Raw genomic sequence first — 22,352 nt, 5'->3', positions numbered from 1 at the left:
GGATTACTCCACTATGACAGATATTAAAGAAGTCCATTGTAAGGGATTTTTCATCTTCAACCTATGGCCTCACCGCCCTGACAGCGGAAAAAACAACCTATTTACAGCCCAACGACAGCGTCACAATGCAATTATCCCTAACGCGCCTGAAAGTGATATTATTCACCCCTATTTTACTCCGCAGCGGATGGCATCGACGCCAGTAAGCTTCGGCCCTGACCCGCCATATTGAGAGACTCAGCATGACCCAGTATCTGGTTGATGAAGCCATTGAAGATTACGCCTTTATCCATACCGGTGAAGAGCCGCCCTTACTTCGGGAGCTCATCGACCAAACTAACGAGAATATGGGCTGGCCGCAGAAACTTTCGGGCCGTTTAGTGGGTCGTACATTGAAACTACTCAGCGCTATCCACCAGCCGAAAGTCGCTTTAGAAATTGGTATGTTTACCGGTTATTCCGCCCTCTCGATTGCTGAAGGAATGCCCGATGACGGACGGCTCATCTGCTGTGAAACGAATCCTCGGGCGATTGAATTCGCGCAAACCTTCTATGACCGCAGTGAACACGGTCATAAAATTGAAGTGATCTTTGGCCGAGCGCTGGAAACTATCGAGAAACTTGACCTCGAACTCGATTTCACCTTTATCGATGCCGATAAACGTAACTACCTCAACTATTACAACCGCGTCAAAGAGATGACCCGTCCCGGTGGGCTGATCGTACTCGACAACGTGCTTTGGTCAGGCAAGGTGGTACAACCAGAATCTGATATCGATGATGTGTTAGTAGAAACGAATCGGGTTATCGCTGAAGACCCCAATGTGGAAAACGTCTTCCTAACCGTACGCGACGGCCTCAACGTTGTACGCAAAATCCGCTAATACGCCGCGTAAACAATTAGACCGATAGGATTAACCATCATGGGGTTTATCATTCGCGCCAACGGCGATGATTTCACAATTGAACAACGGCATCCAATACACGCAGACAACATTAATGATGACGCACCTCTCGCGCCGACCGATTATCAGATCGATAGTGCCGATACATTGCTCAGGCTTTATGTGGCCACCGATCGAGATGCACCGCTGTTTTCAGCGTTGCAGCAGATCAGAGACCACCTGCTTACTGACCTTGATGCCATTGAAACCCGCGCCGAAATTTACGGTCTGATACACTGGCTATTAGACGATCATGGTATTCGGGCCGACGGGGCATCCTTAGAAGAAACCGCAGACCGCCTCAGCGATCTTGATATTGCCGCCGACAGTGATCAATATACAGCTATGATCTTTCACCTCAAGGATGCGGTTGACCGACTCTACGAGATGGAATTAGACGATATTTGACTAAACAACCGTCAATGAACACATAAGGAGAGCTGCATGCGTAAGTTGTTGATAGCAACAGTTCTCCTGATTATGTTGATTGGCGGAATCTATATCGCCCTGCCCACCATTGCCGAATACAGTGTCCGCCAAGCCCTAACAGAACAGCAGATCGATGCCAGCTTTGTGCTACAACGCCCCGGCCTTAACCGCATCGAAGTACGAGAACTTAAGCTGGAAAAAAACACCGCTGAGCAAGCCTTCACACTCACCGCCGACTCCATCAGCCTACGCTTTAATCCTTGGCAATTATTTGATACCGGCCGTATCGATACCTTAGAGATAAACGCTCTTGCACTGGACCTCCAACTGACGCCACAACCCAATGGCGCAGTCCAATCGGAACAAATATCACTACCGTTTCCTCCTTTACCGTCCTATATTCTTGGTCTAATCCCGGCCAGCAGCGTCAACCTGTCACATTACCGCGTTAATATCACCCGCGGTTCTGAAACAAACAGCCTCATGCAGCTAGGATTTTCAGGCAGCGCCAACGCCACTAATGAGCAACTGAGTTTAACGATCAATCAGATCGATGACGCACCCGATCTGCACCTCCTACTGACACTCAATAAACAAGATAACGTGGATATATCACTCTACACTGGCGACGACATCGCCCTAACAACCGAAGCCTCCCTGAGCTACCAGCAACCTCAGATCAATAGCCAAAGCAAGACCCTTTTCTATCCCGAACAGTTGCCCCATATACTGCAGCAACCCTTGTTAACGACCCTTATCGAGCTGCCGGATATTGCCGTCTTACCTCACATCACTGGCACAGTGACCTTGACGGGGCAGAGCCAGTTTTCCCTAAACGATGATTTAAACGAAGGCCAACACCGCTACCAACTCCATCACCAGGTTGCCATAACCGAACTACCCACTATTGAAAAACTAACCGTACAGCAAGATACCCTGCTGACACTGAACGGCGATGCTATAACCCTCACGGTGAACAGTTTATCGGCCAATGGACAACAGTTTAGCCTCATCCCAGAACCCAAAAAAAACGCCATGCAAGTCAGTACGACCGCCCTGCGTATCGACTTACTCAAGCCCCTTACACTGAGTAGCAGTATCAAACAGCTCCGCCAGCAAGGTCTAAAAGCCATTCAATTACCAAACACACAACTGCAAATAAGCCCTCAGCCTATCAGTATCCAACTGGCGGGACAGCCAACCATCTTGCTTAAAAGCACGCCGCTGAAACTCGCGCTATCGCAGATCAACCTTAATGATAAACGCGCCCAAGCCAAGCTAACCACAGACCTCATTGAGACGCGCTACGGCGCCCAGTCACTCCCAAGCATAACCTTAGATAACACCGCCACCATCTCCTCGACTAACATCAGCAACATCTTTAACCTCAAGCTCAAAGATCGCCTGCTTGCCAGTGAGACTCAGGTTCGCGGCTCAACGAACACCACGCTAAACACCGGTCGCACTACCGGCAGTTGGAAAACCAGCATTCCCCTGACAGGCATCGAAAAGCTGATTCGCCGCTTTAGCACCGCGCTTCCTCCTGAGCTAATTTTTACCGGCGGCAAACTAAACCAACAAGGCTGGCTCGATAGCAACAAAACAGGTATTGCCCTACGGCTATTAAATCAGACAGAACACGCCAGCCTCAGCTATGATCAAACCCACCTTTACGAGATTGATTGGAATTCAGAAACCGTTAAGAACCATCAAGGTAAAGTAGATGATAACGGTCAACTGACGATCGCCTTTATCGATGTCGGCGTGCCACTGGAGAATTTTGCCGGTCGCTACCATTTTGAACAGCATCTTAGCGGGCAACCGGTGCTGCACTTGGAGAGCAGCACCGTCGACCTATTAGGTGGCACGGTCACTACCTTGCCGGTAACAATTTCCTTGGATACGCCAAACTTTAGCACCGCTGTCGCGGTCACCGGCATCGATTTAGCCCAGTTGATTGCGCTAGAGCAACAGGAGGGGCTAAGCGGCTCCGGCACACTCAATGGGCAGATGCCAATTCAGGTATCAAATGGCGCATTAACCATTGTCGGTGGACAGATTATCAGTGACGCAGAAGGAGGCTGGATTCGATTTGACCCTCCACCCGCCATGCTAGCCCTGACGAAAACCAATCAGGCATTGGCAATCGCCTTCGGTGCGCTAGGCAATATGCACTATGAACGCCTCGGCATTGAGTTGGATTACCAGCCGGACGGTGAAGCTCTGCTAAAAACCCATTTAAAGGGCCACAATCCGGACTGGAACAAAGGACAGCCGGTAGACTTTACGATCAATATTGAGGAGAACATCCCCAAATTGATACAGGCACTACAATTTACAGACAAATTGACCAAAACCTTAGAGAAACGCTACCGTTGACAGGTTACAATCAGGCAGCAAAGCCTCAACAACGGCATCGTAAACATGCTCTACAATTGACGGAGAACAGCATATGTCCATGCCAAAAATACTACAATCGCTGGCATTCAGCAGCCTGATGGCGATGTTAGCCGCCTGCTCGCCAACGGTGCAGGTCGCTGTTCCTAATGAACCGATCACCATCAACCTCAATGTTAAAATCAAACATGAGATACTGATAAAGGTTGATAAAGAAATTGATAATCTGTTAGAAGAAAACAGCGAACTATTCTGAGGCGCAGCAACATGAAACAGATAAAAACGATCCTAACATTCGCCACCCTCCTACTCAGCCTAGTGATCACGCCAGTCTGGGCAATCAGTCTGGATGATGCCAAGCATCAAGGCATGGTCGGTGAACAGCTTAATGGTTACCTCGGTGTCGTCAAAAGCTCCTCTGAGGTCAATGCATTGGTGAAAAAAATCAATGAAAAACGGCGTGAAGCCTATGCCGATACCGCTCGCAATGCGGGTGTCGATATCAATATTATTGAACTACGCATTGGTGAACGCTTGATTAAACGGGCCTCTCCGGGGCAATATATTCAAACCCCGAACGGGCAGTGGTCCAAAAAGTAAATCGTAAACCAAACTAGGACAGTCATGTGAGCACCTTTGGCATATCAGCTAAACCCTCATATCGTTCAAATAATGCATTAGGCTTTTTTATCTGTGTGGCCAGTCTAACCATCACAGAAACCTATATCGAGCCGTTGATAGCACAGAGCAATTGCGCTCTGTGCTCTGTCATCCGTATTATTCTGTTACTGATGTCTGGGTTGTTTCTACTTAGCTTTCTCATTAATCGCAGCGTATATTTTCAGCGATTCGTCGCGACTATCCACCTATTACTGATTAGTGGTGGCATCATAACCATCATTCGCAGCTTATTCGTCGATGCCGATAACCTCGCCTCAAGCTGCGAGCTGAGCACCTCACTGCTACTCGAACAGGGCAGTTTTAGCGCCCTCTTAACAACTGCCCACAACGCTGGCATTTGCCCCTATCCCGATTGGCATATTTATCAACTTAGTGTTGCCCATCTATCATTGATTCTGATGCTAGTATTGCTGGTCTTGGTGTGGAAAATCGTAATTAAAAAACCTCAGAGAAACCTATTCTTCTAATGAATAAAACGGCTGTAATACTCACTGCGGGGCTGATGTTGCCCGCCCCCCTGATTGCCGCCGAAGCATTGCTAGGTAATGAGACGAATCCAGGCACGTTCAATTTTTATCTGGAAAACGATCTATTTGCCGATACCGATCAACAATACACCAACGGCATTCGCTTCTCTTGGACCTCCCCAGACCTAACCAGCTATCTCGATGATAATAGTCTGCCGGTCTGGGCGCGCCGCTATAACCGTTATATCACTTCGCCGCTGGGGCTATTTGATGATACCCCACCGAAACAAAATGAAATTGTTCGTAATCTGGTGATCACCTTAGGACAGCAGATGTATACCCCAAAGGATAATAAGCGCACCACCATCGACCCCGATGACCGTCCCTACGCGGGCTGGCTTTACCTCGGTATGGGTTATCATTTAAAACACCAACAACAGATGGACTCCGCGATCATTAATATCGGGGTTGTTGGACCTGCTTCCATGGCCAAAGAAGCACAGGATTTAGTGCATGATATACGCGGTATCGACAAATTTGAGGGGTGGGACAATCAGCTACACAATGAGCTCGGTATACAACTAGTTTACGAACGTAAGTACCGTACCCCGGTAAAACGAATAAAAGGTGCTCTCGAATACGATATTATCTGGCATGGTGGCGCTAGCCTAGGCAACGTCGCGACCTATATGAATGCGGGTGCTGAATTCCGTCTAGGCTGGTTCCTACCGGACGACTTTGGAACCTCATCCCTACGTCCAGGGGGCGATAACAGCGCCCCTGGCAGCAAAGATATTCGCACTCAAAGCGCTTCTGGTTATAGCCGTGAGCAGAACTTTGGCCTACATGGCTTTGTCGCCCTCGATAGCCGTTGGGTACTGCGGAATATTTTCCTCGATGGCAACACCTTCCGCGATAGCCACTCCGTGGATAAAAAGAACTTTGTCGGCGACTTCAGCGTTGGTGCCAGCATGCTTATCGCAGATTGGAAACTCTCCTACGCGCGGGTCTTTCGCAGTAAATCATTTGAGACAGAAAGCGAAACTCACAGCTTTGGCTCTATCTCCGCGTCCTATAGTTTTTAAAACTCTTTTGTAAGCGACGGTTACGGTTTTTATATACATCAATGAATAACGCCGACCATGCGCGGCGTTTACCCCTTTTAAAACCTGTCGTACATCAAGTTATCCTAAATGTTATCTTTATTTTGAAACAAAAAATACTTACCATTACTTTTACAGGGTTGTCTACATGAACGTCCGCAGTTTAGGCACCATAATAAAGAAAGGAAAGGAGAATCCTCATGAGACTTAACCGAGTGTTGAGCACCGCTATATCAACCTCTTTACTGTCTATCGCAATAGCCACCGCCAACCAAGCATTAGCTGCAGACGTCAACCTCGTTTTTGTTGTCGACGAATCCGGCTCGATGTCCGGTGAACATGCGTGGTTACCCGGTTTTACCACACAACTCGAAACAGACTTACAAACAACGGTAGGCCTAAGCTCTAGTTATGGTTTAGTCGGCTATGGTAATAACTCAGTAGTGCCTCGCCCAATCAGCGTCGGAAGCGGGCAATTTGGTAGCGCCAGCGATTTTGCCACAGCCACTTCAAACCTCGTAACAAACGGCGGTACGGAAGATGGCTATGCGGGTATTCAATATGCGCTAGATAACCTAACATTTGATGCCGGCGCACGGGTGGCTGTCGTACTCGTCACCGATGAAGACCGGGATAACACCGACTCCTCTCTGACTTACAACACCGTGCTGACAGCCCTTCAAGATAAAGGGGCAACCCTCACCGGCATCCTCAATCAGAACCTAAATTCAGCAGACAGCAGTGTCACTGTCGGTACCGATGGTACTGATAGTTATGTGGCTGATGGAAATGGCGGATTCACGACCCAAGCAGGGGTTTCTATTGATTATGCCTCTGGCACCACCACCACTGATTACACCAATTTAGCGATCGCCGCTCAGGGCTGTGTTGCCAACTTGAATGTATTGCGTAATGGCGGTACGGACGCCCAATCCTTTTCAGGTGCTTTCCTTAACTGTCTATCAAATGTAATTCAGGCTCAGCCTGGTACTAGCGGTACACAACAGCTAGCTCTCTCTTCCCGCACATTGCCCCGCATCATCAGCTACAACCGCCAAACAGGCATATTTCAGTTACAGAACATCAATCAACGGATGAGTTCTCGGCGTAGCAACCAAGTGGTTCAGGTCGACCTAGATAAACTGAAAATAGAACAAAACGGCCAGATGGTTTCCTACCGCGACATACTTGAACAACAGGGCATTAGCAATGTAAATGGCGCCGCCGCTGGTGAAGGTGAGATGTCAACATTGGCCAAAGGCTTGTTTATTGAAGGTCGAATGGATCGCGGTTCATTTGATGGCGATGCCAGTTCCGTTGGAAGTGATTATGACACCAACGGCTTAACTATTGGCTTTGACTACCGGTTTAATCCAAACCTGCTTGCCGGGGTTGCACTGGGCTACACTGATAACAATACCGAGCAAGATAATGACCAAGGTGAAACTGACACCGAAGCAACGTCTCTGTTTCTCTACGGTACTTATTATCCTACCAACAATGTATTTATCGACGGTTTAGTAGGCTATAGCTGGGCTAATCATGATATTAGCCGTAACTTCGGCGGTAATACCATGACAGCTTCTACTGATTCAGAAACTCAATACCTGATGGTGAAAGGCGGTTACAACTACGCTGTTTCAAACAGCTTGCAAGTAACTCCTACTCTCGCGGCTAACTACGAAAAAGTTAACGTAGATGGCTATACCGAAAGCGGTGTTGCACCACTGTCTGTTGGTGATGATGAGGCCGAATCTGTACGTCTAACACTCGGTGGCGAACTGGTTAAATACCTGCAAGTGAAACAGAAAGATGTTGAACTCAACGCTAATTTGGCTTTTGTCAAAGAGTTTGCGGATGATTCACGTAGTGTTGCGGTTAACTTTGTCGGTGGTTCATCTGTATTGAATATGGATATCAGTGAACTTGATCAGGAATATGTCACTCTAGGCCTTGGTACAACCGTATGGCTGTCTAAGACATCTAAACTGGCTCTGAGTTACAATACATTTATCGATAATAGTGATGTTGAAAGTCATAGCCTTGCAGCACAATTCCGCTATGAATTTTAACGGTAACTTACGCTGAAAAGCATTGTTAAAAAAGGCCATTGCCTGACGTTTGTCAGGCTTGGCCAAAGGGCGATACTAACACTGTGTATCGCCCTCTTTTCTCTCTTCATACATGGCTGCCAATCTCAGCCAACACAACCGAATCCAGCGCAGAGTTCAGCACCTGGATTTACGTTTGAAAAAATTCGTTCTACTGAATTTGACCACTGGCTTGCCACCCCTGAAAACACCATAACCAACCTTCGCTGCTTAACCATTTATCTTGAAGGAGATGGTATTCCGTTTTTAGCGCAGGGTAGTCGCATCTCGGCCAACCCCACCGGGTATAAAAACCCACTGTTACAGCTCAGCCAAAAAGATAATGAAAATGCGGTCTGGCTAGGACGCCCCTGTTATTTTGGCTTACAAACAAGCCGCCATTGTAACCCCCATCTATGGACCTTTGGCCGTTACTCGGAAGAAGTGGTTCGCAGCCTCACTGAACTGGTTAAGACACTCGCTGTGGATAAACCAGTTATTCTTGTGGGCCATAGCGGTGGCGGAGTACTTGCAACTCTGGTTGCTCAAAGATCACCACAGGTAACCGCAGTCGTAACACTCGCAGCCCCATTAGATACCGATCGCTGGACAGCATCACATGGTTACTCCCCTTTATACGATTCAATTAACCCTGCACAACTCCCTTCTCGAGCTGATATCTATCAACTTCACCTGACGGGCAGCCAAGATACCCAGGTTACTTTTCAGCATCAGCAAAAATACCTCCAGCATAATCCCTACGCTAAACATGCAAAACTTGCGGGTGTTAATCACCCACTGGACAATTTAGCCTCTAAAGACTGGCTAGCTTTAATACAGCAAGTAAGAAAAGCCAGTGGCTGTTACATGAACCACTAAGAAACCTTTCAAAGGATATAAAAAAACCGGATCAGATGATCCGGCTATGGAAAAGGGAAATGAATAACGCTATTAGAATGACTGGGTCACCCGAATCCAAGCGCTACGACCGGGTTCAGCCACTTGGAATGGATCAGGATTGATCGAATCATCACGACTTTCATGCACGGTATACGCCTTGTCCATCAGATTATCCACACCGGCTTGTAGGTTTAAGCCATTATCAAATTCATATTGAGCATGCAGGTTAACGACGCCATAGCCCGGTGTTTTACGTACATCTTGACCACCACAGTAACCGCTACCGGCTAAACAGATATCATTCTGATTAGACACCAGCTGCCACTCGACGCCCATTTGCAGACGGTCTTGCTGATAATCCAATGAGGTATTGAGTTCTAAAGGCGCGATACGTGATAGCGATGTGTCATCATCCAGATTATTACCCACCGTCCATGCTAAGGCACTACCTAACTGCCAATTGGCATTGATTTGATAGCCAGCTTCTAACTCAGCACCGTACAGTTCAGCGTCAACATTGCGATAAATATCGCGGCTTTTAGAGCCTACAGCGACGGTCTGCCGTAAAATATAATCATTAACTTGATTATACCAGCCGGTTGCCGACCAGTTCAGCGTATCAAGATTACCCTGCAGGCTGACCTCTATTTGATGATGCTTTTCAGGTTCTAACAATGGATTGCCTATCCAGTCACTGGTCATCGTTGACCGAGCCATATAGCGCTCCGTTGCATCGGCGGTACGAACACTGCGAGATAAAATAGTTTCAACACTATACTGGTCGTTTAAACGGTGGGTCCAACTAGCGAAACCGCCCACATTATCTTCATTGCGTTGCTCACCGGCTCCGGCAGGCGCGCCAGCCATCGACCAAATCGCCGCTGGCGTCATACCACCTACCACTTCATTCCGACGTGTTGCGACAGCACTAATATGATCATAACGCAGCCCTGCACGTACAATATCATCTGTACTCAGAACCTTTTCACCCTCTGCGAAAACACCCGTTTGATCAATTTCAACACCAGGCCAAAGCAGACGACTTGCTACTCCAGCACTGTTCTGCAACTCTGCATCGCGGTCATTGTTTTGCATATCTACACCAAAAGTCCAAGCAATATCCGCCGCCTGAGCATCAAAGGTTAACCGCCCACCTTCGGTATCGGAGGTAGAAGGCGCCTGCATCTTCATCATTCCGGCGGGACGCAGGCTATAGTTATCCATATTGTGCTTCACATCCGACTTATACAGCTCCAGCTGGACTTGCTGCAACACCCCCTGCTCAAACTCATGAGTGAGTTTTAAACGAGTAGTATCAGCATCAGCATAAGGGGAATCCATGCCTGCACCCGCAAACAGAACATCATCCTCTTCCTGCTTTTCATAGCTAGCTTCGATGGTGGTGAGATCCGTCAGGCGGTAACCCACCAGCAGCGATTTCGATAAGCTTTCAAACGATGAGCGAACCTCATTGCCATCCCCATCATCATAGTTATCAGCTTCCGCTTTATGCGCAATAACTCGGATATAACCCTCATCGGAACCGGCCGCAACATCCGCTCCCAGTTCATAACGATTACCATTACCGTGATAACTAGCGCTCAACTCACCGGCATAACTATTGTTATCAAATTGAGGCCATTGACGCTCAAACAGAACGGTACCACCGGAACCGCCGCCACCATAAACCACGGTACGGTTACCCTTAATAACGGTGACGCTGTCATAGCTATCCACCGAAGTATAAGAGGTCGGCGGATCCATACGGTTAGGACACCCTCCGTGGATATAAGCACCATCCAACAGAATATTCAGTTGAGTCTGGCTCTGCCCTCGAATCACAGGATCAATCGAACGCCCCCCCATCCGAATACCAGACACACCACTCAGGCTCTGCAACAGCTCACCACCATCAGTCGTTGGCGATGCCTGAACCGCAGCGGTTTCACTGTGTACCGTATTCTCAACCTGCGGGAGGCCTGATGTTATTTCAATCACGAGAGGTTTATCATCATGGCCTGCAAAAGCCTGTGCCGAAATCGTCGCAGCAATAGCCAGCGACAGCGTTGTTTTGATCATACAGCGTTCCTTAGCAGCGGAAGGTTATAAACTGCGCGTATTGTAGAGTGACCACCCTCTACTGAGATGTGACAGGATGCCGCAGTTGCTGTGACATAATGACGCACCAATTAAAAGGAACTTATTGAAAGCGAGTTGGGAGTCAACAGCGCGGGACTATTCCTCCCCTAAAGCACGCCTAGAATCGAGAGATGTAAATCGTATTCAAGGCTGCTGTCGAACCTCTGTTATTGCACTAAATGCCCCCATATCAAATAACCGGAGTAACAACAGCCTACTGCCGATAAAAACTCCGAAGTATTGTGACTTAAACGTATTCGAGTCCTCTGAAAACCAGCTACAATTCATCTATTACCTCAGCCAACCCCCTACTCATCAGTAGACCCATACAAAGCATCTGCGGTAACGATAAACAAGACTCTAGGACGTTTAATGATACCTTTCGACATTACCGCTGCAATTAACATCATGGGACTATCAGCCTGTGCCGTATTCGCCATCTCAGGTGCGCTTGATGCCGCACGTCAGAAGATGGATATTTTAGGCTTTATGCTTATAGGCACTGCCACCGGGTTGGGAGGCGGTACCCTACGGGATGTATTACTGGGTAAACTACCGGTGCTTTGGATCCGAGAACCCGTCTGGATTATCGTCTGTTTGATAGCATCCGCTGTTACCTATTTTATTGCCCCCAAACTGGCATCAAGAACACGAGCACTGATCTGGATGGACGCCGTGGGTATCGCCTTGTTTGCTGTCGTCGGCACTGAGATCGCCCTGGTATTCGGCACTTCTCCCCTTATCGCTGTCTGCATGGGGGTAATGACTGCCAGCTTTGGTGGTATTGCCCGCGACCTGCTCTGCGGTAGCAACCTGACCCTAATGAATGAAGAGCTCTATATCACCACCATGTTGGCCGGCTCCGTCACCTATTTAATCCTCGGCGAACTCAACCTACCCGACAACTATGACCTGATAGGCGGTTTTTTGGTGGCCTTTGTACTGCGAGCCTTAGCTATTGTGTTTGAACTAAAACTACCCAATATATACCACCGATAACCCCGTCATTTACGACGCTCAATTTAAAGGTGGCTGGTGTATGCCACCGGCTAAACCATAGGATTAACGATATGGATTTCATTCAAACCCAACAGGCTGGATTTGCCCTGCGCCACGGCACCCCAGATGATGCCGCCTTGGTCGTTGCTTACATGAAGAAGTTAGGCGCCTATCAAAAAATGTTGGATAAAATCACTGCAACCGAAGCCAGTATTCGTCAACGGCTAAAGAATAAGCAAGGCGAAGTGATTTTTGGCGAACTTGAAGGCGAGACCGTCGGTTTTATCTATTTTTATCAAAACTCGTCAGCTTTCACAGGACAATCGGGATTATATATTGATGGTTTCTTTATCGATCAACAGGTCCAGTCTAAAGGACTAGGACAGACGATGATGGCCTATATATCAAAACTGGCATTACAGCGCGGCTGCCAACGGCTGGAGTGGGGATGCCTCGACTGGAATGAACCCGCCATCAAGTTCTATCGACAAATGGGAGCATACAGCGTTGATGAGATGACGATTTATCGTTTTTCAGCAGAGCAACTTGCCCAGCATGCCGCACGTTTTTAACCTTAGGATTCAAACGCATTAGGCTCTGTACCTTCTAACAGGCCTGCATGTTGACAGAGCAGAGCATCTTTCCAGCCCTGAAGCCGATAATCGTCAGTGGCACGGGGGCGAGAAAGATCAACGGTTTTATCGAGAATCACCCGGCCGGGAGCCGAGGAAAGAAAGATAATCCTATCGGCTAGTTGAATCGCTTCATTAAGATCATGAGTTACAAACAAAACTGTCGGTTTTTGTTCAACCCATAACGCATATAACAATCTGCGTAATTTATCGGCATTCGGCGCATCCAACGAAGCAAACGGCTCATCTAACAACAGTAGATCTGGCTGAGTCAGAAAAGCCCGAGCAATACTTACTCGGCGCTGCATGCCTCCTGACAAGTGCTTCGGGTAACAGGCTGATTTACCCGCTAGACCTACCTTTGCCAACATCGATTCAATCGCCGCCGCATCTGCATCGGGCTGCACCAAACGCAGGTTCTCCGCTACGGTCAACCAAGGCATCAGTCTAGGCTGTTGAAAGATATATCCCAGCTTACAGTCCGGCTTATCCTGCAAAGGGCAACCATTAAGCTTAATCTCACCGGGCGCACTAGGCTCTAATCCAGCAATCATATTTAACAACGTGCTTTTACCGGTGCCTGAGGGGCCAAGCAAAGCCACAAATTCACCGCAAGACAGTTTAAACGACACGGCATCAAGCACCTGATCAGGGCTATTGCGATAAAACTTACCCAACAGTGAAATATCAAGACTGACCATATCCCCCCCGAGCGATATAACGATCTAGGGGACGCATAATCAGTCCCTCTAGCAGCAAAACAATAGCGGCAAACGCTAGGGTATAAGCGAGAATACTGGCGATATCAAAAAACTGGAAAAAACTACCCAACTGAAACCCCACCCCATCACTGCGACCAAGCAACTCAACCACCAGTACAATTTTCCAGATCAACGACAGGCCTGAACGGGCTGAAGCCATAATAAATGGATAAAGCTGGGGTAGATAAACCTTAAAAAAGTAACGCGCTGGCGCTACCCGAAACACTTTCGCTACCGCCAGTAAATCTTGGTCAACCACCCGGGCACCTTCACGTACCATCACCACCACGGTAGGAATTTTATTAATCGCCACGGCAGCAATAGCTGCCGCTTCAATCAAGCCAAACCAAACATAGCAAAGAATAATAGTCACTAACGCTGGTACATTAAGCGCCAGAATCAAGATAGCATCACCTGCTGCATTCAAGCGAGGAAAGGCCCCCATCATCATGCCAATGACGACACCCAGAGCCATCGCAATGATAAAACTCAGTAACACTCTGACCATCGTCACTAACAGATGATGCAGCATATCGCCTTCAAGCAGATGGCCACGTAAACTTGCACACACCTCAAACACACTCGGAAAACGACTATCATTCAGCAACATAGCGGCAAACTGCCACAGAAGAAACAATACCAGCAGTGGTAACACCGCCAGCGCTAGCCGCCGACACCTCACCATTATGGCACTCTCCGCGCATCAACCTGACGCATCCCCAAGGTAGCATCCGGCATCCAAAAGAGTGCCCGGTCTAATGTCTGCGCCCCTCCGGTAAGTTTTTTACCGCCCTCCTGAGCCAAGATCCCATACAGTGTTGCCAGTCCGTCCAGCTCGGTAACACCAAATTGTTGTTGCACTCCAGCACGATAGCCCTGCTTCAGCGCAGTGAAAATGTGTTCGTCTTCGGCCCGCGTTAAATGCCGAATACGTTGCCACTCCGCATCAGACGTTAATAATATCTGCCGAGCTGCCCGAGAGGCATTTAAAAAAGCACCCAGCGACGCCTGCTGTTGCTGCAGCATCTCATCAGTAAAGATCCACCCTAAAAGAGGCACCTGATGCTTCACACCTAACCCTTTAATCATTTCCTCGACGGTAAGAATGGGTTTAAAACCACGGGCCTTAAGCCGTGCGCTATAATGCCAAAAATTGAGACTAGCAGGCAGCTTGCTGTCATACATCAACTGATTCAGTAAAGGTGGCGCGGCGAATACCGGCTCTATGGCAGCGACCATATCTCGACCGAGTACCTGCTTACTATAGGCCTGCAGCAGCAACCAGCTTTTATCCACAGAGCCGCCGGCAATGCCTAATCGCAGTCGCTTTGCCTCCGCGTTTTGCAACCAATAATTTAGTAACTCATCAAGGGAGGATGCAGGGCTATCTGCTTGAACATAGAGCCCCCCTGTTGCTGAAGATACCGGCGAAAAACCAAATAGCCGTTGATTGAAGCGCTGACGGTTAACCCACACCCAATCACCATAGATAAGATCCACAGCCCCGCTTTGTAAGGCGACTGCACTGGCATTTTTGCTCCCCACCGGCATCACCTCTAAGGAGAAGTGGTATTTTTCATCGAGTCGATGATGGCGTATCACATCCATTTCCCAATTAACCGTACCAAATTGCAATACCGCCACCCGCACTAATGGTCGTGTGTCCGCATATAACGCTGCCGATGGCATTAATATCAGCGCAGTAACGACCATGCTGATGGCGTACGTTCTTAGCTCTTTAAACGGCACACACATAGTAAGCCGTTTTAACCCTGTCGTTGTTATCACTGACATGCCTAAAATAAACGCGCTTAAGATACGCCCCATAAAGGGCCTCAATATCAGGCTGAATGCAGCAGCGTAATAGACAATCTTCATAACAGCCTCCCAATGATTAAATGCTCAGATACCGTGCCCGTTCGGCACATCTATCGCTCATCACCCGATAAGAAAAAATGGGCATATCGTATAAAACACCCTGAAGGGGAAAGAATAAATAAGGTATCAGATACGATAAGCCAGACAACACAACCCCATAACACTGCTATCGGTAAACGGGCTTAAAGGTCTCAAGGAACAACGGTCTCTCATCTAACGAGGTTAGCAAAAACAGACTCCGTTAATCATTGTACGAAATAACTAAATACACCGTTAAATAGGGCTATAAAGCAACGCGAAATACGAACACAACAAACACACCTCAGGTACAACACAATCCGTTCGAGCAAAGTAGCGCTGTATCCTGACGGCGGTTTTACATACACTGTTAATTACCCACACACTCCCTAATGAATAATGTTTCAAACCATGATGCAGCCTCAGACACCGCATACAACAATCACTCGCCAACAATCTTCCACCGTGGTCGGCGGTTGGTCTGTGGCCGTGGGACGGGCTTTGGATGCATTAGGGTATGATGGCGATCGTTTACTACAGGCAGCAGGTGTCGATCTAGCGAAAAAAAGAGACAACGATATTCGTTTCTCCTCTGACAATACCCGTCAATTATGGCGTTTGGCGCTGGCGGAAACCGGCCAAGAGGATATCGGCTTACGGGTGGCTGAATATGTTTGCCCAACCACCTTTCATGCACTAGGATTTTCACTCTGGGCCAGTAGTCACCTGCTCGATGCACTTCAACGCATGGTGCGTTTTGAAGTCTTACTCAATGATGGTTGTACTCTGTCGCTTAAGGCGTCAAACAAGCAAACCTTCGACTTCTGCATGCAGGTAAAAAAATCCGCTCAGCAACCTTTGGTCGCCGATGAAGGTGTCGATTACTTTCTCGGCGCGGTGGTGAAAATGTTTCGCGATATGTCCGATCAGCACTTTTCACCCCAAGCGGTCAGTTTTACCCGCTCAACCCCAGCTAATCCCCTCCGCTGGGAAACTTACTTCCAGTGTCCGGTACTGTTCGGCCAGTCTTGCAATCATCTGCAACTAAGTGCCGAACAACTTAATCGCCCTCTCCCCGCAGGCAACCGTTTATTGGCAGAGCAAAATGACAAGCTGGTTGAAGAATATCTCCAACGACTACAGATGGCCGACCTTCGTGGCATCGTTCGCAGTGCTCTGATTAATCTGATGCCCCTCGGACTGACAACCTTAGATGCGGTTGCCTGCGAACTAAAGATGTCCCCCCGAACCCTACAATATAAGCTGAGTCAAAACGGCACCCCGCTACAGGCGCTGCGAGATCAGATACGTGAAGAGTTGGCGCGTCAATATTTACAGCATTCACGACAAAACATTACTCAAATCGCTTACTCGTTGGGTTTTTCTGACCCGGCCCATCTTAACCGCGCCTTTAAACGCTGGACCGGCGAAACGCCCACCGCATTCCGTGCCCGTCATTTAGCGAATCCGACAACGTAATTTGTCATAGGAGCAACTCACCGTTGCGCTAAAAAGCGTCTGTCTTAAATGGTAAAAGCTTTGCTTTAAATGGCAAAGACGTATGCAAAACCCACCGTATACTCACGCTCAATGGATATTTGATCCAGCACGACTATTCAAATAAAAAAACAACTGAGGTGAGTTATGGGCGAATTAGTTCTAGCAGCAAAAGTAACACATGTGCCATCGATGTTTATTTCTGAACAAGAAGGACCGCTCAACGGTATCCGCGAATCAGCTATTCAGGGGTTGCATCGCATCGGGGATATGTGTCGTGAGCTAAACGTCGATACGGTGGTTATTTCAGACACCCACTGGCTTGTGAATGCCGGTTTTCATATCAATGCCAAGCCGGATATGTCCGGTGTGTTCACCAGCACCGAGTTTCCACATTTTCTTAATAATATGGAGTATAGCCACAGCGGTGACCCCGAGCTGGGGCAACAGATTGCGACTATCGCCACCGCTAACGGAGTCAAGACTCTCTGCCATCATGAAGTAGCGACCCTTGAACTACAGTACGGTACTCTGGTGCCACTGCGCTACCTGGGTATTGGTAACGATATCAAGGTGGTCTCCATCGCCGGTTGGATGTATGACGCAGATATGGAAGAGTCTAAACAGGTTGGCGAAGCGGTGCTTGAAGCGATTAAACAGTCCGACAAACGCGTGGCTTTCCTTGCCAGCGGTTCATTATCCCACCGTATTCCACCCAACAAAGTGGTTAGCGACTACATGTTCAAAATCAGTGAGCCGATGAACCAAGAGATTGATTTGATGGTGTTGGATATGTGGAAATCAGGCAAAGCCAAAGAGTTTCTTGAAATTCTGCCGAAATACGCCAAAGACTGTGCGGGTGAAGGGGGTATGCACGATACCGCGATGCTGTTTGGACTATTGGGTTGGGACAGCTATACCGGCTGTGCCGAAATGATGACGGAGTACTTTCCAAGCTCTGGCACTGGACAGTGCAATGTGATTTTTCCTGTGTAACCCAACAAAGTATGTCGACCGGTTACAGCATACTGCTAGATTGATCTAACCTTCATCTGTAGATAACCCAGCGTATCGACTACTCATTGTCGATTCGCTGGGGACTTCCATGCGTTAATTCGTCCTGCTTTCCCGCCAGTAATGCACCAAAGCAAGCGCGATTACTTTGATGGCTGTTTTTCTGCCAACATCAGTTGCTCAGCCATCTGCGTTTTAATTAACGCCACCTGTTGTTTGAATTGATTACGTTTCTTACGGGAGATAGTCTGTACTACCGGAATAGGTGCCGTCATGGCGTTCACCGGACGACCATTAACATGCAGTTCATAGTGCAGGTGGGCGCCGGTCGAGCGACCAGAATTACCCGATGCGGCGATCTTTTGCCCACGGGAAACCTTCTGCCCTTTACGCACATAGGCCTTACTCAGGTGCAAATAACGAGTTTTATATTTACGGTTATGCTGAATCTCGATATAGAGACCAGCATAGCGATGCTTAATAACTCGGGAAACTACGCCATCACCTGCGGCTAACACCGGCGTACCGATACCCACCGCAAAGTCGGTGCCATTATGGGGCCGGATTAGCTTGGTAATGGGATGACGACGCCGTGGGTCAAACCGTGAGGAGATACGATAACGTTTTGCCAGAGGGATTCGCTGAAAAGCTTTTTCTAAACTCTCACCATCGGCATCAAAATAGTTATCATCAAACAAAAAGGCTGATTGTTTGCGGATCGCACCATCATAGACGAAGCCCTCAATAATACTGTTGCCGGTGTATTCACCCTTAACATATTGACGCGATACCGCCAGCTGAAAACGATCGCCTGCACGCAGGTGACTTCTGAAATTCATCCGTTCTTTCAGTAAATTGGTTACCTGATAGGCCTCAGCAATTCGCGCACCAGCCCGTTTCATTGACCGTGGCAGATCACCTTCAACAGTGCCGCTGATAATTTCCCGACGATAACCACCCTTCTCGATAAACTCTTCAAACTCAAAGTCGCCCTTCGCGCCCCGATCAAAGGTCACTTGATAGGTCAGGCCAGAACGGAAGATAAACTGCTTAAGCCCTGCGTCATCAAAATTAAATCCCAACTGGTGACCGGGCTGAATGGTATCGAGAGCCAGCAAGTTAAGATCGGCTTCCATCAATTTATAAAGGGTCGCTTGGGAGATATGCAAACGACTAAAGATAGTACTCAGGGTATCGCCCTTCTGCACCACATAACCGATAGAAGGGTTATCAACGGCGCTCGGTTCATGTGAAAACTCAAGCGGTTCGTCAACCACCTCTGCGGCGCTATCCACCGTCGGTAACTCAAGTTCAAGTTCGCTCCTGAACTGCCCCGGTGGAACAGGCACAGCAGAACTATTATCCGCTAGCATCAATGACACCAGCAGAATAAAACAAACACTTCCCAAGATAATGCGATGGGGGGTGGGTAGATGACTCAACACAGCTTTAGTTAAGCTAACAAACGACCGCAGTCGTGCACTTATATTACCGATTTTCAAACGCTGTCACTCTGCCTCAATACTGCTTAACGATAGTCCATACCCCATTGGCTGATGGTGTGACCACCAATGGAGAGGATTGTTCAGTAAATTATGCCTGAAAGATGACAGGATTACCCCCCGCCCGATAGTGGTATTAATGCTTTCTGCTACAATAGGCGGCTGTTATCGAGTATTTTCAATCCAGTGTTTCGGAGAGAGTCCTTTGACCCAGTTTCGCCCCTGTATCGACCTGCACCAGGGTCAGGTAAAACAGATTGTTGGTGGCAGCCTAAATGACCAAGGCGCTAAGACTAACTTTGTCAGTCAGTATGATGCTGAATACTACGCCACTTTATACCGCAAACATCATCTGACCGGAGGTCATGTCATTGCACTGGGGCCTGGTAATAAAGAGCAAGCACTGAAAGCGCTCGCAGCTTGGCCCGCCGGCTTACAGTTTGGGGGTGGCGTGAATAACACCAACGCTGCGGAATTTATTGCAGCAGGCGCTTCCCATGTCATCGTGACCTCATATCTGTTTGATAACGGCCAATTCAGTTGGCAACGATTAGAGCAGATCAAAGCGATCACCGGAAAAGAGCATTTGATTCTCGACCTAAGCTGTCGGCGTACCACCAGTGGTTGGCACATCGCCACTGATCGCTGGCAGACCGTCACCGACACCCCGGTGAATGCTCAGACACTGGCAGAACTGAGCCAGCACTGTGCAGAATTTCTAATCCATGCGGCGGATGTCGAAGGTCTACAAGCCGGCATCGATGAGGAATTAGTCAAGCTACTGGGTGAAGCCTGCCCGATCCCGGTGACCTACGCGGGCGGTGCCCGTTCCCTTGACGATTTAAAGCTAGTCGACCGTTTATCCGCCGGTAAAGTTGATCTTACCATCGGCAGTGCACTGGATATTTTTGGTGGCAACGGTGTCACCTTGGAGCAATGCATTGCTTGGAACAACCGTTAAAACTGCTTTAATTGCGCTGCTGCTGTTCATCGGTGGTTGCAGCGATCGCGCAGAACTGAGCTACGTCCCTGCCGACGGAGTTGTTCTAGCCTTTGGTGATAGTCTCACACAGGGCGTTGGCAGCACGGATGGCGGTGACTATCCTCATCAGTTGCAACAACTCATTGAACGTCGAGTGATCAATGCCGGTGTCGCCGGCGAAGTCAGCGCCGAAGGCTTACAGCGACTGCCAACACTGCTGGATGAATACCAGCCCACACTGTTAATCCTGCTAGAAGGCGGTAACGATATTCTGCGCAATCTTGATAAAACGAAGCTAAAACAAAACCTAGCACAGATGATCTCACTGGCGCAGCAACGTCAAATCGATGTTGTGCTATTGGCGGTGCCGGAAAAATCACTATTTTCCAATAGCGCACCGCTATATGGACAGTTAGCGCAGGAGTACTCCTTGGTGTGGGAACCCGAGATCATTGCCAACCTGCTGCGCTCTCCGCACTATAAATCGGACCCGGTGCATTTTAATAACCAGGGTTATCAAGCACTATCACAGCGTATCGCCTCTCTGCTAAAAGAACATAACGCTTTATAATAAATGGAATTTTTCCGTTATTGTAAAGTCTGATTCTGAAGTTCACCGTTATTCAAACCACTATTCAAAACCGGACTGTTGTAAAAATCTATGTTGATACGAATTTCGTCAATGATACTGAGTGTAATACTGACCGGCCAGTGTTATTCAGCCAGCCAAACGAATCAAGAAAGTCTGCAAGTAACGCAAGCATCACTCACTGACTTTCGTCAGCTATCGATCCGGGTGCTGGCCGCTTACAAGACTCCGCCCCGCTATATCGGCTCAACCCCGAAATGGCACCTATTTCTCAAGAAAGAGAGCCGCAAGGCTGTTGGTAAACGGTTTAGTACCATTTTTGGTTATAAAATTCCGCGCAAACACACTATCGACAACGGCTGGGATCTAGCGCTACCGATCCGCATTGATCCAGACCGCTGTCCTGAGGTAAGCCATTATAGCGATGACAGGCGCCGCTTTAGCCTTCCAATCGGTGAAGAGATAGCCGACCGCTGCATGGGCATCAACGCAAAATAAGCCGCAAACCGAACCGCTGATCACCCTAATATCGCCCCCCATAAACGATAGTTCAGCACTCACGGACAATAAAAAAGCCGCTTCACGCGGCTTTTGATCCCCTTCAAACTCAACATCGTTAACCCAACCCGCGGTGTTAACGACGCCCCTGAGTCAAAACTTTTTAAGACACCTTGCGCCCAAACATACGCGCCAATGAACCATCTTTAGTCGACAGTTGCAGCTTAACGGCCGCCGCAACATGCAGCAGAACCGCCGCGATCATCACCTTTGCGCCCAAGCCATGCACAATGTGCCCGGCATCAGCCAACAACTCTATTTTATCGCCCCCCGGTATTAGGTTTAGACCAAATACCGCGACCGGATAACCATTACCAACCGTCATTAAAATACCGGAGATCGGCATCAACACCGTGCCGGCTAACAAAGTCAGATGCACAATAGTGGCGACTTTTTCCTGCCACTGCTCAACCGGCGTCAAACGCTGTGGAAAGCCGTTACGAATACGCCAATAAATGCGATACAGAGCCACCAATAGAATAAGCACTCCGATCGATTTATGAATACCAACTAAAGCGCCTTTATCGGGGCTACGCGGCAGGTCTTCTAAATACATACCGAAAATAAGACTGCCGATAATCGCCAGCGCAATGATCCAGTGTAAAAACACCGTAGTTTTAGTGAATTGAGTGCGACTATCCATCATGAATTCCAATAAGCGTTTGATCTGCTAACTCTAAATCTTATTGATGAAAAACATAAGTCATGTAGGTGTTAAGAAAGGTAAAGTTTTATACTGAGGATAAATACCAACATTTTTATTCCGCATCAC

The 22,352-nt window shown here is 48.3% G+C and carries 23 protein-coding genes; 17 read left to right on the top strand and 6 right to left on the bottom strand.

What is annotated here, in order from left to right:
- Positions 1-13: 13 nt before the first annotated feature.
- From ACN0T0_RS16200 to ACN0T0_RS16155, 10 genes are all read left to right on the top strand, one after another.
- Positions 14-232 (top strand): hypothetical protein, encoded by a 219-nt coding sequence (locus tag ACN0T0_RS16200; RefSeq protein ID WP_417227771.1) that lies wholly within the window; start codon positions 14-16, stop codon positions 230-232.
- 10 nt (positions 233-242) lie between these two features.
- Entirely contained in the window at positions 243-884 is a 642-nt protein-coding gene (locus ACN0T0_RS16195; RefSeq protein ID WP_417227770.1) for an O-methyltransferase, read from the top strand.
- A gap of 39 nt (positions 885-923) precedes the next feature.
- Positions 924-1,352 (top strand): hypothetical protein, encoded by a 429-nt coding sequence (locus tag ACN0T0_RS16190; protein WP_417227769.1) that lies wholly within the window; start codon positions 924-926, stop codon positions 1,350-1,352.
- A gap of 36 nt (positions 1,353-1,388) precedes the next feature.
- A complete protein-coding gene (locus ACN0T0_RS16185) occupies positions 1,389-3,752 on the top strand; it encodes an intermembrane phospholipid transport protein YdbH family protein (protein ID WP_417227768.1) in 2,364 nt (787 codons plus the stop codon).
- A 73-nt stretch (positions 3,753-3,825) separates the two neighbouring features.
- Positions 3,826-4,026 carry a YnbE family lipoprotein gene (locus ACN0T0_RS16180; RefSeq protein ID WP_417227767.1) on the top strand — a complete coding sequence of 67 codons (201 nt, stop codon included), beginning with the start codon at positions 3,826-3,828 and terminating at the stop codon, positions 4,024-4,026.
- 11 nt (positions 4,027-4,037) lie between these two features.
- Positions 4,038-4,370 carry a YdbL family protein gene (locus ACN0T0_RS16175; RefSeq protein ID WP_417227766.1) on the top strand — a complete coding sequence of 111 codons (333 nt, stop codon included), beginning with the start codon at positions 4,038-4,040 and terminating at the stop codon, positions 4,368-4,370.
- 26 nt (positions 4,371-4,396) lie between these two features.
- Positions 4,397-4,918, top strand: coding sequence for a disulfide bond formation protein B (locus tag ACN0T0_RS16170; RefSeq protein ID WP_417227765.1), 522 nt, complete (start codon positions 4,397-4,399; stop codon positions 4,916-4,918).
- Positions 4,918-6,003 carry a lipid A deacylase LpxR family protein gene (locus ACN0T0_RS16165; RefSeq protein WP_417227764.1) on the top strand — a complete coding sequence of 362 codons (1,086 nt, stop codon included), beginning with the start codon at positions 4,918-4,920 and terminating at the stop codon, positions 6,001-6,003. The genes ACN0T0_RS16170 and ACN0T0_RS16165 overlap by 1 nt, the downstream gene beginning before the upstream one ends.
- Positions 6,004-6,221: 218 nt before the next feature.
- Positions 6,222-8,093 carry an autotransporter domain-containing protein gene (locus tag ACN0T0_RS16160; protein ID WP_417227763.1) on the top strand — a complete coding sequence of 624 codons (1,872 nt, stop codon included), beginning with the start codon at positions 6,222-6,224 and terminating at the stop codon, positions 8,091-8,093.
- A 12-nt stretch (positions 8,094-8,105) separates the two neighbouring features.
- Positions 8,106-8,990: an alpha/beta fold hydrolase gene (locus tag ACN0T0_RS16155; protein ID WP_417227785.1), complete on the top strand. Its 885-nt coding sequence runs from the start codon at positions 8,106-8,108 to the stop codon at positions 8,988-8,990.
- Positions 8,991-9,062: 72 nt separating this feature from the next.
- Here the strand turns inward: ACN0T0_RS16155 and ACN0T0_RS16150 are convergent, their stop codons facing one another.
- Positions 9,063-11,090: a TonB-dependent copper receptor gene (locus tag ACN0T0_RS16150; protein ID WP_417227762.1), complete on the bottom strand. Its 2,028-nt coding sequence runs from the start codon at positions 11,088-11,090 to the stop codon at positions 9,063-9,065.
- A gap of 432 nt (positions 11,091-11,522) precedes the next feature.
- Between ACN0T0_RS16150 and ACN0T0_RS16145 the strand changes: the two genes are divergently transcribed.
- Both ACN0T0_RS16145 and ACN0T0_RS16140 read left to right on the top strand, forming a co-directional pair.
- Positions 11,523-12,149: a trimeric intracellular cation channel family protein gene (locus tag ACN0T0_RS16145; protein WP_417227761.1), complete on the top strand. Its 627-nt coding sequence runs from the start codon at positions 11,523-11,525 to the stop codon at positions 12,147-12,149.
- Positions 12,150-12,220: 71 nt separating this feature from the next.
- Positions 12,221-12,721, top strand: a complete 501-nt coding sequence (locus tag ACN0T0_RS16140) for a GNAT family N-acetyltransferase (RefSeq protein WP_417227760.1) — start codon at positions 12,221-12,223, stop codon at positions 12,719-12,721.
- 2 nt (positions 12,722-12,723) lie between these two features.
- On the opposite strand, the gene ACN0T0_RS16135 is transcribed toward ACN0T0_RS16140, so the two are convergent.
- From ACN0T0_RS16135 to ACN0T0_RS16125, 3 genes are read right to left on the bottom strand one after another with little or no spacing between them, the layout of a single operon-like run.
- The gene (locus ACN0T0_RS16135; RefSeq protein WP_417227759.1) at positions 12,724-13,482 is read right to left on the bottom strand and encodes an ABC transporter ATP-binding protein; all 759 of its coding nucleotides are present in this window, start codon (positions 13,480-13,482) and stop codon (positions 12,724-12,726) included.
- Entirely contained in the window at positions 13,469-14,227 is a 759-nt protein-coding gene (locus ACN0T0_RS16130) for an ABC transporter permease (RefSeq protein WP_417227758.1), read from the bottom strand. The genes ACN0T0_RS16135 and ACN0T0_RS16130 overlap by 14 nt, the downstream gene beginning before the upstream one ends.
- A complete protein-coding gene (locus ACN0T0_RS16125; RefSeq protein WP_417227757.1) occupies positions 14,227-15,420 on the bottom strand; it encodes an ABC transporter substrate-binding protein in 1,194 nt (397 codons plus the stop codon). The genes ACN0T0_RS16130 and ACN0T0_RS16125 overlap by 1 nt, the downstream gene beginning before the upstream one ends.
- Before the next feature lie 429 nt (positions 15,421-15,849).
- On the opposite strand from ACN0T0_RS16125, the gene ACN0T0_RS16120 reads away from it, so the two are divergent.
- Together ACN0T0_RS16120 and hpaD are read left to right on the top strand one after the other, a co-directional pair.
- Entirely contained in the window at positions 15,850-16,917 is a 1,068-nt protein-coding gene (locus ACN0T0_RS16120) for an AraC family transcriptional regulator (protein ID WP_417227756.1), read from the top strand.
- Positions 16,918-17,082: 165 nt separating this feature from the next.
- Positions 17,083-17,931 (top strand): 3,4-dihydroxyphenylacetate 2,3-dioxygenase, encoded by an 849-nt coding sequence (hpaD, locus tag ACN0T0_RS16115; protein WP_417227755.1) that lies wholly within the window; start codon positions 17,083-17,085, stop codon positions 17,929-17,931.
- Between the two features lie 161 nt (positions 17,932-18,092).
- On the opposite strand, the gene ACN0T0_RS16110 is transcribed toward hpaD, so the two are convergent.
- Positions 18,093-19,451, bottom strand: coding sequence for a peptidoglycan DD-metalloendopeptidase family protein (locus tag ACN0T0_RS16110; RefSeq protein ID WP_417227754.1), 1,359 nt, complete (start codon positions 19,449-19,451; stop codon positions 18,093-18,095).
- 205 nt (positions 19,452-19,656) lie between these two features.
- Between ACN0T0_RS16110 and hisA the strand changes: the two genes are divergently transcribed.
- From hisA to ACN0T0_RS16095, 3 genes are all read left to right on the top strand, one after another.
- Complete coding sequence (gene hisA, locus ACN0T0_RS16105) at positions 19,657-20,412, top strand: phosphoribosylformimino-5-aminoimidazole carboxamide ribotide isomerase (protein ID WP_417227753.1); 756 nt, start codon at positions 19,657-19,659, stop codon at positions 20,410-20,412.
- Positions 20,393-21,004 carry a GDSL-type esterase/lipase family protein gene (locus ACN0T0_RS16100; protein WP_417227752.1) on the top strand — a complete coding sequence of 204 codons (612 nt, stop codon included), beginning with the start codon at positions 20,393-20,395 and terminating at the stop codon, positions 21,002-21,004. Before hisA ends, ACN0T0_RS16100 begins: the two co-directional genes overlap by 20 nt.
- A gap of 111 nt (positions 21,005-21,115) precedes the next feature.
- Entirely contained in the window at positions 21,116-21,520 is a 405-nt protein-coding gene (locus tag ACN0T0_RS16095; RefSeq protein ID WP_417227751.1) for a hypothetical protein, read from the top strand.
- Positions 21,521-21,683: 163 nt separating this feature from the next.
- Here the strand turns inward: ACN0T0_RS16095 and ACN0T0_RS16090 are convergent, their stop codons facing one another.
- Complete coding sequence (locus ACN0T0_RS16090) at positions 21,684-22,223, bottom strand: cytochrome b (RefSeq protein ID WP_417227750.1); 540 nt, start codon at positions 22,221-22,223, stop codon at positions 21,684-21,686.
- Positions 22,224-22,352 lie beyond the last annotated feature (129 nt).

It is taken from the genome of Amphritea sp. (assembly GCF_048266285.1).
Taxonomy (GTDB): Bacteria; Pseudomonadota; Gammaproteobacteria; order Pseudomonadales; family Balneatricaceae; genus Amphritea.
The sequence above is the reverse complement of the archived record's forward strand: the minus strand, read 5'-3'. Positions and strand labels throughout refer to the sequence as shown.

Excerpts from the sequence above, each read along its gene's own strand:
- ACN0T0_RS16200 (WP_417227771.1), top strand. The coding sequence starts at position 14 with ATGACAGATATTAAAGAAGTCCATTGTAAGGGATTTTTCATCTTCAAC.
- ACN0T0_RS16195 (WP_417227770.1), top strand. The coding sequence starts at position 243 with ATGACCCAGTATCTGGTTGATGAAGCCATTGAAGATTACGCCTTTATC.
- ACN0T0_RS16190 (WP_417227769.1), top strand. The coding sequence starts at position 924 with ATGGGGTTTATCATTCGCGCCAACGGCGATGATTTCACAATTGAACAA.
- ACN0T0_RS16185 (WP_417227768.1), top strand. The coding sequence starts at position 1,389 with ATGCGTAAGTTGTTGATAGCAACAGTTCTCCTGATTATGTTGATTGGC.
- ACN0T0_RS16180 (WP_417227767.1), top strand. The coding sequence starts at position 3,826 with ATGTCCATGCCAAAAATACTACAATCGCTGGCATTCAGCAGCCTGATG.
- ACN0T0_RS16175 (WP_417227766.1), top strand. The coding sequence starts at position 4,038 with ATGAAACAGATAAAAACGATCCTAACATTCGCCACCCTCCTACTCAGC.
- ACN0T0_RS16165 (WP_417227764.1), top strand. The coding sequence starts at position 4,918 with ATGAATAAAACGGCTGTAATACTCACTGCGGGGCTGATGTTGCCCGCC.
- ACN0T0_RS16160 (WP_417227763.1), top strand. The coding sequence starts at position 6,222 with ATGAGACTTAACCGAGTGTTGAGCACCGCTATATCAACCTCTTTACTG.
- ACN0T0_RS16150 (WP_417227762.1), bottom strand. The coding sequence starts at position 11,090 with ATGATCAAAACAACGCTGTCGCTGGCTATTGCTGCGACGATTTCGGCA.
- ACN0T0_RS16145 (WP_417227761.1), top strand. The coding sequence starts at position 11,523 with ATGATACCTTTCGACATTACCGCTGCAATTAACATCATGGGACTATCA.
- ACN0T0_RS16140 (WP_417227760.1), top strand. The coding sequence starts at position 12,221 with ATGGATTTCATTCAAACCCAACAGGCTGGATTTGCCCTGCGCCACGGC.
- ACN0T0_RS16135 (WP_417227759.1), bottom strand. The coding sequence starts at position 13,482 with ATGGTCAGTCTTGATATTTCACTGTTGGGTAAGTTTTATCGCAATAGC.
- ACN0T0_RS16130 (WP_417227758.1), bottom strand. The coding sequence starts at position 14,227 with ATGGTGAGGTGTCGGCGGCTAGCGCTGGCGGTGTTACCACTGCTGGTA.
- ACN0T0_RS16125 (WP_417227757.1), bottom strand. The coding sequence starts at position 15,420 with ATGAAGATTGTCTATTACGCTGCTGCATTCAGCCTGATATTGAGGCCC.
- ACN0T0_RS16120 (WP_417227756.1), top strand. The coding sequence starts at position 15,850 with ATGATGCAGCCTCAGACACCGCATACAACAATCACTCGCCAACAATCT.
- hpaD (WP_417227755.1), top strand. The coding sequence starts at position 17,083 with ATGGGCGAATTAGTTCTAGCAGCAAAAGTAACACATGTGCCATCGATG.
- ACN0T0_RS16095 (WP_417227751.1), top strand. The coding sequence starts at position 21,116 with ATGATACTGAGTGTAATACTGACCGGCCAGTGTTATTCAGCCAGCCAA.
- ACN0T0_RS16090 (WP_417227750.1), bottom strand. The coding sequence starts at position 22,223 with ATGGATAGTCGCACTCAATTCACTAAAACTACGGTGTTTTTACACTGG.